At 43.2% G+C, this 15,876-nt stretch carries 11 protein-coding genes; 8 read left to right on the top strand and 3 right to left on the bottom strand.

All coding sequences use genetic code 11. From position 1 onward, the window contains the following. Positions 1 to 55: 55 nt before the first annotated feature. Entirely contained in the window at positions 56 to 385 is a 330-nt protein-coding gene (locus ACQY73_RS07850; protein WP_428663825.1) for a hypothetical protein, read from the bottom strand. Positions 386 to 829: 444 nt separating this feature from the next. Here ACQY73_RS07850 and ACQY73_RS07845 point away from each other — a divergent pair, with 444 nt between their 5' ends. The 3 genes from ACQY73_RS07845 to ACQY73_RS07835 are packed head-to-tail and all read left to right on the top strand — an operon-like array spanning position 830 to position 2,859. Further along, positions 830 to 1,723 (top strand): OmpA family protein, encoded by an 894-nt coding sequence (locus ACQY73_RS07845; RefSeq protein WP_428663823.1) that lies wholly within the window; start codon positions 830 to 832, stop codon positions 1,721 to 1,723. Between the two features lie 44 nt (positions 1,724 to 1,767). Next, complete coding sequence (locus ACQY73_RS07840) at positions 1,768 to 2,292, top strand: hypothetical protein (protein ID WP_428663820.1); 525 nt, start codon at positions 1,768 to 1,770, stop codon at positions 2,290 to 2,292. A 27-nt stretch (positions 2,293 to 2,319) separates the two neighbouring features. Then, positions 2,320 to 2,859 (top strand): hypothetical protein, encoded by a 540-nt coding sequence (locus ACQY73_RS07835; RefSeq protein ID WP_428663817.1) that lies wholly within the window; start codon positions 2,320 to 2,322, stop codon positions 2,857 to 2,859. 51 nt (positions 2,860 to 2,910) lie between these two features. On the opposite strand, the gene ACQY73_RS07830 is transcribed toward ACQY73_RS07835, so the two are convergent. Both ACQY73_RS07830 and ACQY73_RS07825 read right to left on the bottom strand, forming a co-directional pair. Beyond that, a complete protein-coding gene (locus ACQY73_RS07830) occupies positions 2,911 to 4,185 on the bottom strand; it encodes a mandelate racemase/muconate lactonizing enzyme family protein (RefSeq protein ID WP_428663814.1) in 1,275 nt (424 codons plus the stop codon). A 38-nt stretch (positions 4,186 to 4,223) separates the two neighbouring features. Beyond that, positions 4,224 to 5,168: an RraA family protein gene (locus tag ACQY73_RS07825; RefSeq protein ID WP_428663811.1), complete on the bottom strand. Its 945-nt coding sequence runs from the start codon at positions 5,166 to 5,168 to the stop codon at positions 4,224 to 4,226. Positions 5,169 to 5,433: 265 nt separating this feature from the next. On the opposite strand from ACQY73_RS07825, the gene ACQY73_RS07820 reads away from it, so the two are divergent. The 5 genes from ACQY73_RS07820 (at position 5,434) to ACQY73_RS07800 (ending at position 15,855) form a co-directional block, all read left to right on the top strand. Further along, complete coding sequence (locus ACQY73_RS07820; protein ID WP_428663808.1) at positions 5,434 to 10,509, top strand: fibronectin type III domain-containing protein; 5,076 nt, start codon at positions 5,434 to 5,436, stop codon at positions 10,507 to 10,509. An 8-nt stretch (positions 10,510 to 10,517) separates the two neighbouring features. Further along, entirely contained in the window at positions 10,518 to 10,967 is a 450-nt protein-coding gene (locus ACQY73_RS07815; RefSeq protein ID WP_428663805.1) for a hypothetical protein, read from the top strand. A gap of 513 nt (positions 10,968 to 11,480) precedes the next feature. Then, positions 11,481 to 14,897, top strand: coding sequence for a hypothetical protein (locus ACQY73_RS07810; RefSeq protein ID WP_428663802.1), 3,417 nt, complete (start codon positions 11,481 to 11,483; stop codon positions 14,895 to 14,897). Further along, positions 14,894 to 15,310: a hypothetical protein gene (locus tag ACQY73_RS07805; protein WP_428663799.1), complete on the top strand. Its 417-nt coding sequence runs from the start codon at positions 14,894 to 14,896 to the stop codon at positions 15,308 to 15,310. The genes ACQY73_RS07810 and ACQY73_RS07805 overlap by 4 nt, the downstream gene beginning before the upstream one ends. Next, on the top strand, positions 15,307 to 15,855 hold the full coding sequence (locus tag ACQY73_RS07800; RefSeq protein WP_428663796.1) for a hypothetical protein: 549 nt from the start codon (positions 15,307 to 15,309) through the stop codon (positions 15,853 to 15,855). Before ACQY73_RS07805 ends, ACQY73_RS07800 begins: the two co-directional genes overlap by 4 nt. Positions 15,856 to 15,876: the final 21 nt, after the last annotated feature.

Here is a 15,876-nt window from a genome sequence, read left to right as displayed (position 1 = left end):
TAAACGAAAAAAGCCGCTCAGAGAGCGGCTTTTTTCATTGATGGAAGCAAATCGGTTACTTTACCGGATTAGTGCGAGTTTCTGATTTTACTTCCGTTTTTGGAACAGTAACAGTGTTAGTAGTTTGCTGAGCCACTGCTGTTTTTTCAACAATGACGCTTGGAGTTTCGATATTTACATCCACTGTTGGAAGTAAAGAAATCAAGCGTTGATCGTTAAGTGAAAAAACAGGAGAAGTAGGCGTATATGTATCGTGCGTTGGTAATGAAGCCAACATTTCTTCTGCAATTTGTGATTTAGTGCGAAGGCTCTTTCCATCTTGAGCTTCGGCAAAATGTCCAAGTGATAAAACACTTAAAGCGACTGTGATAATGAACGTTTTCATAATGGGTACTTTGTGTTAATTTAACGATTTAGCATTTGTTATTGGCTGTTGTCTCATTTTGACACTGCAAAGGTGCACTACTCCGGTGACTTCGGAAAGTGAAATTGGATGAGTGGAAGTTTTTTAAGGATGAATGGCGGCCTGTTTTGGCTAAAACCAAAATATATTCTGCTTAACTATCTTTTTGAGTATGTATACTTTGTAAAATTATATAAAAAATGCGTTATGTTATACAGTAAACAAAATATTATTTTGTTTACTGTAAATTGATTTTCTTGAAAATCGTTTTTGCTAAATCTTGTTTATATACCATTTACCTTTTTTTGTTTTTTTGGATTATACCCATTACTTTTTGTAAAAATCATTGTTTTTGAGATACTTATTGTTATTTTCACAGTCATAAGTACCGGTACTCTATTCTTCTCCCTTTAACTCTCTACCTCTATGGCTTCAGGTGTCAAAACGCTTGCGTGGATTTTGCTCATTGGTTGGATGGGCGGCTCCACTTACTGGCACGTTTGTAAAATCAAACTATTATGCGACGGTCCTGTAGAAGCAGGGCCACCTGCGACTGCCGATTATTCTGTTCCTGCCCTCAGTATTGTAGATGGCAACAACCTTAATTTGTCGTCAGCAATGAATTTTGGCTTTAAAAAGTCAATGCCCGAACCTAATTATGCGAATGTTAAAAAAGAACTGGACTCGTTGGCAGCTTATTTGAAGGCAAGTCCCAATCGTAAATTGACCATTACGGGGCTTTATGCTTCGATTGAGCAAAACACCACTTCGTTTGCTGATCTGGGATTGGCTCGTGCCGATGCGCTGAAACAGTATCTTGTTCAGGCAGGCGTTCCGGGAGGCCAATTGCTGACGGCGAGCAAGTTGGTTGAACTGACCTTCAGTAAAGATGATTCTACGCATGGAATGGAATTCGGATTTGACAGTTTGATGATTCCGAAAACGGAAGAAGCACTTGCTGCTGCCGAGAAGTACGAAAATGTTTTCAAACCAATGGATCTGTACTTTAAAAGCGCTAAGGCTGATTTTATCAAAACACCCGAAAATGAGAAATTCATTGAAGAGGCAAAGAAGTATCTGGCGGCGAACAAAGATAAAAAACTGAATTTAACGGGACACACCGACAACGAAGGTGCTGACGACGAAAACCTGAAATTGTCGAAAAACCGGGCAACAAGTGTGAAAGATATGTTGGTGAAACGCGGTATTTCGGCGGCGCAGCTCGTGACTGATGCAAAAGGCGAATCGGAGCCTAAGGCCTCCAACTTTACCCCTGAAGGTCGTAAAGCCAATCGTCGGGTAAGCATTGTTGTGCAATAAGTTGAATTAAAAAGCACTGTTCCTTCACATTAAACACTAAAGATATGTACCAACATTTTAACCCTTTTGCTTCAGGAGATGCCTGGTGGCAACACCTGCTGATGCTGGTCGTGGCGGCTGTTTTAGGTTATATAATAGGTTATATAAGCGCTAAAAGCAAAGTAGAAAAACTACAAACAGATTTACAGGCATTGGAGATAGACATTGATGACTGTCAACAAAGTAAAAAAGCGATTTTAGCAACGCCCGTGCCGTCTGTAAAAGCAGTTACCTATATCACTCCCGTTTCGGAAACTGTTGTAGCGGCAGTTCTACCTGACGACCTGAAAATAGTGGAAGGGATTGGGCCGAAAATTGAAAAACTGCTTAATAATGAAGGAATTTTGACATACGATCAATTGGCGACAACTTCTCCGGAGCGTATTAAAGAAATTTTGGTGGCGGCCGGGCCGCGTTTTCAAATGCATAATCCGAGCACTTGGCCCGAGCAATCGGCGTATGCCCGCGACGGCAAATGGGAGGAGCTGAAAGCGTGGCAGGATGAGTTGAATAAAGGCCGTACGGAATAATGTTTTACCCCAAACTGAATAATCACCATGATCATATTACAAGTTTCACCCATGAGTCAGAATTTTTGGATCGCCGGCATAGAGGCGCTTCTGTTACTGGCTTTAGCCGCTTACATTGGTTGGTGGATCGCTCGCCGAACCTTCGCCGGTCAGCTGGCAGGACTGGAAGCCGACGTTCATGCCCGACACAAAGAACTCAATGATTGCCACAAAAGTCAGTTAATAATCTCAACGCCTCCGCCGGCGAGAATAGAACCCGTTCGGGTAGAAAGTTTTGCGCCGATTGCTGTTATAGACGAGGCTTTGAATGGACCCGATGATTTAGAGATCATTGAAGGGATAGGTCCTAAAATAGAGGAACTGCTCAATAAAGAAGGTATTTCAACTTTTGCGCAATTGGCCGCAACTTCGGCGGAAGCTATCAAAGCGATATTGCATGCCGCCGGGCCGAGGTTTCAGGTGCATGACCCCGGTACCTGGCCTCAACAAGCGGCATTGGCCCGTGATGGAAAATGGGACGAACTCAAACAATGGCAGGATGAGTTGAACAAAGGAAAGTTGGATTAGTTGAAAAGAGACGCAAATGCCCCACTAAACGGGGCATTTGCATCATAGCTGTTACTCAAAAAAAGGAACGCCTTTTGGCGCATATTTTCGCATTCCTTCTTCGTTGATCTCAACGCCGATACCGGGCTTTTCAGAAAGAGGAATATAGCCGTCTTTGACCATTGGCCCGTCAAATGTGACAATTTCCTTAAACATTGGCTCTTCGTGGAAATAGATCTGCCATTCCAAGATCAGGAAGTTAGGCACCGATGCGCACACGTGGCTCGAAGCCATAGCACCCAAATAGGACGCCACCATGTGAGGCGCAAACGGGACATAATAAAGGTTGGCAAGGTTGGCAATGCGCTGACCTTCCCCTAAACCGCCTGCTTTTTGAAGATCCGGCATGACGACGTCCACCGCACCCAGTTCCAATAATTTTCGGAAACCATGTGCCAAGTAATGATTCTCTCCGGCACAAATAGGCGTTTGGGTAGAATCACGGACAATTTTATATGCTTCGGGATTTTCGGCGGGGAAAGGTTCTTCCAGAAACAGTAATTTCAGCGGCTCCATCATTTTTGCTACACGCTTGCCCGTGGTTGTATCGTAGCGTCCGTGCATATCTACACAAATATCAACTCTTGGTCCAACGGCTTCGCGAACGGCGGCAATTTGGTTGTACATACGTTCCAATTCCATGTTGTTGGCCGTCCAGTTGTACACGTCATATTTATTGGGGTCATTGCGTTCGTCGATGTCGTATTTTACCGCGTTAAAGCCCATTTTTACGGCTGCTTTGGCGCTTTCGGCAAAAGCCGCAGGACCCGTTTGGGTAGTGCGATACGCACCTGTGTCGCAATACACCCGAATTTTGTCCCGAAATTTACCCCCTAAAAGCTGATAAACAGGCAACCCAAGAGCTTTGCCCGCCAAATCCCACAAGGCCGATTCTACTGCCGACAATACGGCAATGTACATACCCGCCTGCGCTCCTTCGAAAAAACCGGCCCTTCGTACATCTTCAAACAAACGATGCACATTGAGTGGGCTTTTTCCTTTAATGCGCTCGCCCATCATTTTTACGAGGTGATACGTGCCGGGAGTGGCATCGACCCCTTCACCGCAGCCATGAATGCCTTGATTAGTATAGATTTTGACAAACAAGCTGTGCCCATTTCGGATGAATCCGCATTTGATGTCGGTGATTTTCAGATCAGATGGGGCCGAGGATTGCGGTGTGCGATGAAGGGCAGTTTCAAGCCCTTTTCCGTAACTGCTTATCGTTGAAAGCCCCAGAGCGGTAGTGATGGCACTTTTGGTTAAAAAATCGCGGCGGGAAGTCATGTTTAGTGTAAAGGTTAAAGGAAAAAGTTAAAAGAATACTACCAAGTTCGGGTTTTCAAATACTCCTGAATCTGCTCTTTCGGCACCGGCAACTGATTGATATGCGCATTGAGCCATTGAGAAAAGTCTTTTTCGATGTCGTCAGACCAGCGATTGTCAATTTGTCCGGCCGTGTACTTTTGTTGACGTAACCGTTCATGACCAAACATGTCGCGCAAACGAACGATTTCGGAAGTAGTAACTACCTTTTCTGCCAAATGCGGCGGAATGAAGGTAACGGCACCGTCGCGGCCCAAGACCACGTCGCCGGGCATGACCATCACTTTGCCGATACGAGTGGGATGATTAATGCCGACCAATGTCGTATTCAGTTCACCATCAGGATTATTGAGGTGATGTGAAGGATGATAAGTACGGAAGAAAGATGTAAAACCGCCGATCTCTTTCAGCCCGGCAATATCGCGAACAGCACCCTCATATACGATGCCATTGCCGGATTTGGCGTAGATCGAATTTCCTAAATTGTCGCCGATGGTGGGGCCGTTCTCGTGCGCTCCGAATTGATCCACGACATATACGTCCCCTTTGACCAACAGATCAATGGGCCATGAGTTTTGGGATTTGATACGTCCGTCTTTCTCGTGCCCTTTTTTGTCGATCACGCGATGAACATCGGGACGTCCGGGCATAAAGGTAGCCGTGAGTGCTCTGCCTACCAGCACACTGTCGGGATTGATGCATTGCCATCCTTCGGCATATTGAAATTTATAATTAGCCCCTTTCATCACCGCCCATGCTTCCTCGTGCGTGACGAGGCGCATTCGTTTCAGCAGCGCATCCGATACTTTAGGGCGCCCATCGGCAAAGCGTTCGCCTTTCCATTCAGGTGTCAGAAAGAGCAGTTCTTCTTTCGAGATTTGTTGAGCAAACAGAGACAACGTAAGTCCCCACCATAAGACAGCGGAAAAAATGAGATATTTCACAGGCAAAGGAGTTGAAGTTTGAAGGCATTTATAGTAAAAGTCACCATATCTCAAAACTTACTTTTTCGCTGTTTTTTTTGGATTATTTTTCTGTTTTTAAACTTGAGTCAGTTGTTGTTATTAAGGGATAATCTTTTTGGTACAATTGATGTTTTTGGAATATTTTGGGTGATTTTCGCCATTTCGCCCGTTTTTAAATGTATTTACTCTTTTAGTGACGCAAAAGAAAGATGAACGTCTTAGCCTTAAAGCTACCGTTTCTTTCATGCGTCTGAATCTTTATTCGAAAGCAGTTACTATAGTATTGATGGGTTTCGTAAGTCTGTTCACTTATGCCCAGACGACGGACAATTATCCTGTACAAGCGACGGGGTATTTCGGAGCACCCACTACACAACGTCTTTCCGACTGGTTCACCTCCGACCAACGTCTTTTCGTGCAGCTTTTGCTCAAAGACCTCACCAAACCCTCCGTATCGGTCTACCTGCGCTGGCAACTCGATGGCCCCGGCATCCGCATCGCCACCCGCCCCGGCTACGTACCCCCTGCCTTTATTTCCCTCGCCCCGGGCCTGCCCATCCGCCTCAACGGCGCCGATCTGGCCGCTCATTACTTTTCGCCTTCTCTCCTGGAAACTGAAGGCATTGATGCGCCGCAGGCTTACAACGCCTCCCTGCCCGAAGGCTTCTACACCTTCTCGGTGCAGGCCTTTGAAGCCTCTACGGGACAGGTCGTTTCCAACACCGCGCAGACCTTCTTGGTGCTCTCCTCGCCTCAACCGCCTCTGCTGAATCTGCCCGTAAGCGGCACCTCAGTACCCGTCAGTGCGCTACAGAAAGTGTTGTTTCAGTGGACGCCGCGCCACTTTGCCACGCCGCAATCGCAGGTGGTCTACCGCCTGAAGGTGTGCCGCGTGCCCGACGGGGAGGAGCCCAACGAGCAGAGCATGCTTTCCTGCACCGAACCCGTATTGGACAAAACGGATCCGGGCACTTCAATGACGGGGGATATGACCCAATGGATTCAGCCGTTGGAGACGGGACAACGCTACGCTGTGCAGGTACAGGCCATTGACCTCAATAATCAACTGACGAATTTTGCCAACCAAGGCTACAGTCAGGTGCAATGGTTTCGGTATGGGCAGGCGTGTTTGCCGCCTTCGTCGTTTACGCTGCAAAGCGTGGCTTCTGACCGGGTGCGATTGCGGTGGCAAGCCCAGTCGCAGGCACAGGCTTACATAGTGGAATACAAAGCCGAAACGGCCACAGAATGGCGGTCGGAAAAGGTCTACGCCACGACGTATATGGCAACGGGGTTGCAAAACAAAACCACCTATTTATTTCGCTTGCGCAGTGACTGCGGAGGTTTGATGCCGAGTGCTCCGAGTGAGGAGCAGGCGTGGAATATCTCGGAACAGGTCCCTGAAAAAGCTCCTGAGTGGCCGAAGGAATTACTGCAACCCGAGTTGATCAACGTGCAGACGGTAGATGGTAAATCCGTGCCGGTGACGACGTTGCAGGAGTTGTACGTCAATTTTTCCGTGCTGTCACCAGACCCTGCCGCGACCGCGACACCGGTTGCCGCGACCTCCGGTGCCTCAGCAGCGACTGCAAAATTGAAATTACCTGATTGTGCCCTCAGGGTGGGGTCATTTGCTGATTGTCAACCGACGCATCCGGTCATTCCCCTGCCCACGGGCGAAGAACTGACTTCGCTCAATATCGGCGATGTATTGGGCATCTATGATTTTGCCGTTATTGTCACCAAGATAGGGGAAGGGCCGGGGTTTTCGGGCGAAGGATTGGTACGGCTGCCGTTTTTGGGCAATGCCATGATGCCCATGGAATTCAAAGGCGTACGGGCCAAAAAAGGCGAAGAAGGCACCAATGGTGGGTGCGTGTACGCCATCGACGCAGGAGGCTATGTGCAGTCCAAAAACAATGTATCGGCCAAAGAGTTAATGGAGCAGCGGCAGTCGCTGATTCAGACGGTAGTGCAAAAAAGCAACCCCAAGGCCTTTGTGGGTACTTTGCAGCAGGTGCTTCAATACTACGATCTCGTCGCCAAAGAAATCAGTGAAATAAAAGCAGCAGGTCAGCCCGTGACCCCTGAACAGACGCAAAAGCTAATTCAGTACACGGCGGCGATCTTGCAGGGTAGTGAGGTGTTGAAAACACACTTGGAAACCCTCGGCACAGGCAGCGAAAAGGTCGTTGCGCTCTTGGCGGATTTGAAGGCATTGACAGATGAATTGGCGGCGAACCAAGTCAAGATTGCCAAGGGGCAGGAGGTGTCTGTCATGGACGGACTGGAAGCGAAATACCAAGCCCTTTTTGACCGTATCAAACAACTTACTGCCTTGGCGTTGGAGCCGCCCGTTGTTATCCCAACGGGGCAGATTACTAATGTAAGCGTCAGCAGCATTGAAGCGCATTCGGCCACTATTGGTTGGACGGGCGGTAAGTCTTTTGCGAAGTACACCATCCTGTATGCCGCCGAAGGCGAGGGAGAACTCACCCAAACGGTCACGAGTCCTAAAATTAACCTTCAAAATCTTAGATCAGGAAAATATTACACCATTAAGATTTTAGGATATAATGATGCGGGGGAACTGCTGGATACCTATGGTCCGGCTTTGTTTGCTATCCCCGCTAAAGTTTTGCCTCCTCCTGAAAATTTGTCTTATACCGTCCTAAATGACAATAGTGTGAGGATTACCTGGAACAAGAATAGACAACATTTTTCTTATAAATTGGTTTATTGGGAAACTAACGGCGATGTAAGAACTACTTATCTCACTACAAATCAGGTGATTCTTTCCGGCTTGAAAGTAGGCCAAAAATATGATTATAGCATTGTTGCCTTCGGAAGAGATAATATTTCAAGTACACCTGTTTCAGCACAATTTTCTTCTTCGTTTTTAGTGTTGCTGAATGCTGATAAGTCAACGGCTTGTTTGAGTGAAATGGTTAAACTTACCGCGACCTGCCCCAAAGAATGGTATGTCGAGTGGACTTGGAATAAAAATGATACTGTCCATACTGTAGCCACTTCGTCTATTACTCAGGCGGGTCCTAACACCTACCGAGCTGTATGTATACATAGGAAAACTCATGAACGTAGTGCATCAGAAAAAATCATTATTACTCCTAAATCCAACGATTTTTGTGGTCATGATACAATTGTTAATAGAAAGAACTATATTCTATGGGTAAATCCGCAAGATGCTGATTACTTTAAGAGTGTTCCGCTGAAAAACAGTTCTAGCGCTCGTGTCACAGGCAATACAAGAGGCATTTTTAATGTTACTCTCATGTTTGGCCCGGAAGACTGTTGGGAATTTATGGTACAAGTATCGGAGGCACCCCAACCTGTTGCATCAACACCTTCTGTTTGTGTTCCTTTTACTATTCATAAACCACTCTCAGAACCTTCTAATCCCACACAAGGCAGTGGCTCTGTTGATGTTCCGGGTACAGGAGCCTATCCTTCTATCAGTGACCCGATCACTAATCCGCCCGTTATTATTCCACAAGAACCTCAGACTGCGAATCCTTCCGATATCCCTCAACTGCCACGCCCCGGATTACCGCGCCCGACTACTCCCTGCACTAACGAAGGGGAAGATTGGGTATGGAGTACTGATAAATATGGCCGATTGGGTTGGGTTTGCAAGCCTATTAATTTGCGAACTTCTTCCTCTGATTCCTCTAATATAATAACCGCATCTCCTGCACGTCTGGCAGTGTCTAATGCTTCTTCTGTTACCTGTATATCATTTGTGATAGGGGATAGGCAATATAATGTTCAGGTGCTTAATAAAGAAAAGGTGCCATGTGATGCTACTTCGGAAGATTTCGAGAAAAATCTTTTAGTTGCTTTTTTGGAGCAACAATACCCCAGTATTTATTATTATAATCAACCTGCCGGCAATACCACTTTTCTGGGATTGAAAGAAGGGTTTATGTACTTGTTTGAACAGGCATTACCTACTATTGGTGAAACAGAAAATCGTAACGCTTCAATTGATCTGTATTTTAACATTTTGCAATATTTGGTTAATGGAATTACTGATTTCAATGGAGCGAAGTTACAACTCACTCCTGAATCATACTCCACTCTATATGCTTTGTTGACCCAAAAAGGAGCCTATGAAGGCGTTGCAAGTGCATTGAGTCAGTTGCTGCTCAAAGACGGTGTAAACGCAGATTATAACATTGTAAAAAAAGATATAGAAGCCTTAAGTATATCTTTGCAAACTATTTATACAGCACTCCAACCTCTTTCCAGCAAATTGCAGCAACAGGTATGGGAAATAATCAAAGAAAACCCTAACCTTTCTGCTAATGATATATCAGACATTGTGAAAGAGCTTACAAATTCGGATAGATGGGCTGAGAGTTATAAACCTATATATCAAACAGATGGTCATTATGGGACTGTATATTTGATTTGTTTAATGTTAGGGCTTACAAATGCAGAAGATATCGCTAAAGCTTCGGAATTTCCAGACAATGTGATAACTACTCATACTGCTCAACTGCGAACTACTTGGATAGATGCAGAGTATCAAAAGAAACTCCATGCATTAACATATGGTTTGCATACGCAGGAAGAATTTGAAACAGCTCTTGGTATACTAAATGTTGAGACAAATGATGTAGCAGCTTTGGGTAATCTAATTCATAGGTACGGTGATACATATGCTCATGTTAGATTAGAGGACCGTTTAAAGCCGGAAACTTTACAAAGGATGTATGGAGAAATATTCAATTTGACTATACCAATTGTTGTTAATGGTATCATCATTGGATATAATATGACATATGATAGAACATTACAACACCAATTTGTTGATGGTAAAGTCGTGGGGGAAGCTCCTGATATGATTAAGAATGATGATTTTTCATATTTGAAATATGTTTATAATTTAGCTGAGATTCTTGCTATCAAATTTAACAAAAAAACAGATAATATGGATTATGCATTATTTATGCGCCTAGCCAAATACGCTAAAGAAAATAATGTGTCTTTAATGGGAATCATTCACTACCATATTGCAAAAACAAAAAAAATGAATGAATTCGTAATTCCATACCCTACGCTGGCAGATAAGGGTAATGGGACTATTCCTTTTGGATGGCAAAGATGGTTAGGCACCACAGCGCTTGAAATTGAGAAGAAGAATTATGAAAAATGGATTTTAAATACTGAAAAGTATATCAAACAAGTCGAAAAAGAAGTTGAAATTGAGAGACGTAAAGAAGATAAATATATTCCCGGTGTAAACGGGAATCCTATAAAAATAACATATGAGTACGAAGCAACTTTTAAATGGTAAAGAGGAATATGAAAACTAAGCTAGTAAGTATTTTTTTTATAAATTATAGTTTAGGTATTGCTCTAAACTACATTATACTTATAGCTCTATTATGGGGCGTTTGGTCGTCTTTTTATGATCAATTAACTGTGATAACGCTGTTGTATGTTTTAATTTTTTCACCTATCTGGATTTTTCCTTTTTCATTTTTTTTTACTATAGCAAGAGTACTTCATTTTTTATTACCTAAACTATCTATTGACTTAAGAATTTTTATTGCATCATTAATTACGGGATTGGCCTTACTTATTATCCTTTTAAATACCAGTGGCCTTTCCTCAAATATAACCAATCAAGAAGAGATACAAGATAACACAAATAATGTTGTTCCCATTTCTTTGTCGATTATATATACGATGAGTACATACCTGACTTATTTGATTTTAAGGAAAATTTGGATGAAAATGTTTGCACCATAGACATAATATAGTTAACTTTTTTACTTAATTTAACTATACTAAAAAATTAGCATGAACAACTATCAGAAAAATATGCTAGTGTTAATAATAGCACTATGTTCATTCACTTTTATTATCTATCAAATACTCCGACTGTTTGCGTTAATTCCTCATTTCATTGATGGAGCGGATAGTCAACATTCTTCAATGCAGAAAATAACAGGAGACTATTATTTAGATTTGAGGGATTCTACTTTATGGAAAAATAACCATGAAGTAGATGCATATATGTTACTGATATCTGAGAAAGTTAACGGATTATCTTATAATACAAGATTCATAACGGGTAAAACTAAAGGTACCTTCTTTGTTATTTATTTTCAAACAGACTCTGTTTATTACTCTTCAAAACCGATACAACTTGATTCTCTGCGTTAATAACTATAGGCGACTTACTACGCCGGTTTTAAGTCGGGCGACGACCGTTTTGATGCCTCCGCCGTCACTGCTCAAAACAGCAACTTTTCCATTACTATGATGGCAGGGGCCACCGCTCAAAAGGGTGGAAATCTGATGGATGATTTGGGCGGTTGTACGGGACGGTTGGTTTGGAGCAACAACCGTGACAATACCGTTTGGGAAACCCAAACCCTGCGCCTGCAAAACGATTATGTTATTCCCGACAGTAAAACACTCATCGTACGCCCATTACCGAGGGTCACCACCACGTATTATGCCACCTGTTATCAAAACGATCGGGTGTTTCCGGCGGCCAATCCCAAAACCATCGTCATTACCTCCAACGACTGTATGCGGCTCGACCCGGTGCCCGTCAGCGTTGCGTTGGGCGGCTCGGTGTCGCTGACGGCGGAGGGGTGCAGCGGCGAAGTTCGCTGGTACAACGGAGCGGCGGAATTGGGCAGGGGACGGACGTTGGTTCATACGCCGTTGCCGACGAAGAATCCTACCCAAAGCAGCCCCGTTGCGTACGTCTATGAGGCCGTTTGTGCTGACCCCGTATGTCGGGTCAAAACCTCCGTCAGTGTGAAAGCGTGCCGCTTCCTGATCACGGCCGCCAAAACATTGGCCAAAATTGCCGAGCCGGTGCAGTTGAACTCCGAAGGTTGCGACGGGGGACAGGTCGAATGGAGTACGGGCGAAGCCGGAGCGACCGTTACGGTCAAACCGTTGCAAACCGCCGTTTATTCGGCCAAGTGTGTGGTGAATGGGCAAACGTTGTGTACCTCCAACGAACTCTCCATTGACGTTGATAATCAGCCCCCCGCAGACATTGAATGTCCTTCGTTTACGTTACAGGCTTCGTTGGCAAGTGTTGATAAATGTGCACAGCAAACGGTGACCATTACACCCAACTGCCCGGCAGGTGCCTACATTGTTTGGGAGAACGCTGTCAGGCAGGGAATTGCCGAACCCTACACGGTCCAACTCAACGATACCAAAACCATTACCACTACCTGCACTACTATTTATGGCCTATCGGTGACGAAAGAAATTACCATTGCTGCTACTGCACCTCAACTGACCGTAAGTCCAACCTCAGCAGTGGTGGGCTATCCTGTTACCCTAACCGCTTATGGCTGCTATACACCCGATTGTAATCAAGGCGCTTACAGTTGGAAAAACCTTACGACGGGCATAACGTACTCAGGACAGAATATTACCGTCAAACTCGCGGAGGATACGCAATTTGAAGTAAGTTGTAACGGCAGCACCCCGAAAGTGGTGGATATTGCAGTGCTGAAACAATGTGAAAACTCCCCAACCGTCACTGTAGTAAATGGAAAAAGTAAGCTGAAAGTGAGCGCAAATTCGGAATACGACATCACATGGTACCGAGTAGATCCCATAACGCGTACCACGAGCCGGTCTACCGAAATTTACAAAAACGTGAGCAGCATCACCGTTCCACAACCGGCCTGTACCGGCACCACGAATTTTTATCCGTGGTACAAAGCCGTTTATGTCAATGAATCGGGAGCGGTTTGTACTGATGTATTTACTGTAAACTGCAATAACAGTTCATCAGGCGCTATCATCACTCAGGAGCCTACCACGCCTGACCCCTGTAACCAATGGGCATTTGATGAAAAAATCAAGGTAAACCCTTACGAAACCGTGTTTTTGTACTCCTCTTGGTGCCCGGGCAAGGTACGTTGGTACAGCGATGAAGCCCGAACGGTCCAAGTAGGCTCCGAACTCAGCGGAGGCACCACCCACACTCTTGGAAAACTAACCAACACCACGACGTTTTATGATCGTTGCTACCTTGCCGGCGGTGCAGTGTGTGAAGGAAGCTACACCATCAACGTAAACCCAAAACGGGCAGGTACTACCGAAGCCATTGCTACAACTACAGCTTCTAATTGCCCTCCCGATGCTAAAATAAGTTTGGCGGTGGCCATGGAAAAATACTTATCACAGATGATTTGCCAAAGTTTATATCTCTATCAGGGCGACCCAGTCAAAGCACAGAGCTTTTTGGACGATTTACAAGCTGCCATCCTTAGCAATCCCGCTTTTCGAGGAATTAACATTTCCTTCCCCAGCAATCAAAGCGCTATTATTGCTGCGCTTGTAGCGGGGGATTGTCAAAAATCCGCTCAACTCTTAAGCGAAAATAACACAGGTGCAATTCCTTTTAAAGATTTTAATGCGTTCAAAAATGATAATTATAGGAAGATATTAAAGGAAATAATCAACCTAAATCTGGAAGAAATTGACATTTCACAGCTCAACCCGCCTACACTTCTCAATATTACCCCCACTGATGCTGCTCGTGTGGCTGCCCAAAACTGTGAACCGCTTTTGTTGCAATATAAAACCTTGACTACTCAATATACTGTCCTGACAAAGCTTCCCTCAGGAGTAAATTGCAATTTTATTAATAACAATTTGATTATTACAGGTTTAACCGGTAGTAATGTCAAGTTCAATGGCGTTTATCTGCCGATGTTTGGTTCCAATACAGGTAAGTTTATTGGATTCTACTTAAAAGACAAATACATAACGCAACCCGATTGTGCTACGTCCCAATACACAGTAGCCAACAAACCAAAACCTGCCTGTGGAGAATACTTTCTACCCAAAATGTGGTGGGAAAGTGTAGTGATTGACAATGAAAAAGGTGAGTTTGAAAGTTATGAGAAATATAAAGCTTTACTTGGAGATAAAGCATTTGCTGAGAGTGAATGGAAAGGACAAGATGCGCATTGGCTGACCTCAGATAGAGAGAATTGCACAGATCGTTGGCAAAATGCCTGTTGGAATATTATTAAATATGATCAAAAAGGTAAATTACAGCCCTTCTCCCAAATCAGAGATTTTTATAAATGGATAAGATGGCAAATTCAACTACAAGGCCATGAGGTACGCTGGGCACTAGGAGCAGATTTGCTGGTAACTAGGTTGTCAGTTATAGATGTAACACCAAGTTTTTTTACGGATATAACTTTTGGCCCAGAGTATATAAACTTACTTCAAGATTTAAATTTGGGTATTGCTAATTTTTCTTATCATAAATGGAAAGAGTTATTGATAGATAGAAGAAATGTGCCAATAATAGGTGCAGAAGCCTACAATTGGGATAAAGACTTTATCTATGAAGAGCAAGGGATAATTGCTCCACCGATTTACGCTAAATATGAGCAAATATCTCCAATAGCTATTGATATTATGAATGTAATCGTCCATCAAGAAAATACAGGAAATTATAGCCCATCTCAAGTTTTGGTGCAAATAATGGGATTATATAGTGGTATTCCTAAATTCGATATTTTTGTTAGTTGTACTGACTCTCAATATCGTATTGATTTACCATTAAAGATGCTTTACCCTTTTACACATCAGCCTGTTCATATCGTTTTAAAGCAAAGACCTATTGATGATTTTGTGAATATTAAATTTGTCCCTATGAATTTCTGTAAACCATGAAAAAGCATTTTGTAAATATTATTTTAGCGTTTATTCTAAACTCTATTTTTGGTCTTATTGCTTTTTCTTATGGGCAAGGATTTTATAATAATGGGTTTATGTCTCAATTCCTGGCCTTGTGGTTGCTCTATATTATGATAATTGAAATTTGGATTTTTATCATTTATATAATATTGCAATTGATTTTAGTGTTTCTGAAAATTAAATTTCGTAACGTTTATATAGGCGTAGGACTTGTTGATTTTGTAGTTAGAGGGCAAGATTTTTTTAATAAACACCATAGTTTAATACCCCATTCTAAAGGCGATTGGCTACTTTTTATGCCCTCTTTATCCCTTATTTTAATTGGGTTGATTTATTGGATATGGGTAAAATATTATAAGGAAACTGTAAAAAATATCTCTAAAAAATGAAAAAGAGGTATTTACTATTGGCAATCTTGGTTTGGTTGGTTTGGAAATGCTTCAGCTATAAGGTGGAAGAAAAGTGCATTCTACCGGATCACTATCGGGGTTTTTTCGGCGTATTATATCAGGCTACCAACCGCTTATCTCAATTAGAGCAGGGCGAAAGAGTCTATCATATTCCTGCCAACGGAGTCTTGGAATCGACTGACAGATTTGCCATAGGACCTCCAAAACAGGAGTTCTATTTTCAAGACGAAAGCAGAATAAACGACACTGGATTTACCCCGTTGGGTAGATTGGATTTAAAAGTTAATGAAGAAGATTACCAACAAATTAAAGCGAATCCTCAAAAATTATTTGCTGTTTATTTTTTCGGTGCAAAAATAAATCAGCGACATAATGAACATAAATCTTTTGTTGTTTACATAATTGCCTCTGGGAAAGAAATATTGACATTGGAAAAAAAATCAGAAAAAATATTTACTTATATGAATAACAGTTTTGATTGGAATTGGCAGCAAAATAAAGAGAGTTTAACAAAAAAATATTGAAAGGCTTAATAAAGAGTATCA

Origin of the sequence: Runella sp. (assembly GCF_965279615.1) — a bacterium.
Classification (GTDB): domain Bacteria; phylum Bacteroidota; class Bacteroidia; order Cytophagales; family Spirosomataceae; genus Runella.
The sequence above is the reverse complement of the archived record's forward strand: the minus strand, read 5'-3'. Positions and strand labels throughout refer to the sequence as shown.

What these genes read in the sequence shown, in the direction of transcription:
- ACQY73_RS07850 (WP_428663825.1), bottom strand. Translation starts at nt 385, where the DNA reads ATGAAAACGTTCATTATCACAGTCGCTTTAAGTGTTTTATCACTTGGA.
- ACQY73_RS07845 (WP_428663823.1), top strand. Translation starts at nt 830, where the DNA reads ATGGCTTCAGGTGTCAAAACGCTTGCGTGGATTTTGCTCATTGGTTGG.
- ACQY73_RS07840 (WP_428663820.1), top strand. Translation starts at nt 1,768, where the DNA reads ATGTACCAACATTTTAACCCTTTTGCTTCAGGAGATGCCTGGTGGCAA.
- ACQY73_RS07835 (WP_428663817.1), top strand. Translation starts at nt 2,320, where the DNA reads ATGATCATATTACAAGTTTCACCCATGAGTCAGAATTTTTGGATCGCC.
- ACQY73_RS07830 (WP_428663814.1), bottom strand. Translation starts at nt 4,185, where the DNA reads ATGACTTCCCGCCGCGATTTTTTAACCAAAAGTGCCATCACTACCGCT.
- ACQY73_RS07820 (WP_428663808.1), top strand. Translation starts at nt 5,434, where the DNA reads ATGCGTCTGAATCTTTATTCGAAAGCAGTTACTATAGTATTGATGGGT.
- ACQY73_RS07815 (WP_428663805.1), top strand. Translation starts at nt 10,518, where the DNA reads ATGAAAACTAAGCTAGTAAGTATTTTTTTTATAAATTATAGTTTAGGT.
- ACQY73_RS07810 (WP_428663802.1), top strand. Translation starts at nt 11,481, where the DNA reads ATGATGGCAGGGGCCACCGCTCAAAAGGGTGGAAATCTGATGGATGAT.
- ACQY73_RS07805 (WP_428663799.1), top strand. Translation starts at nt 14,894, where the DNA reads ATGAAAAAGCATTTTGTAAATATTATTTTAGCGTTTATTCTAAACTCT.
- ACQY73_RS07800 (WP_428663796.1), top strand. Translation starts at nt 15,307, where the DNA reads ATGAAAAAGAGGTATTTACTATTGGCAATCTTGGTTTGGTTGGTTTGG.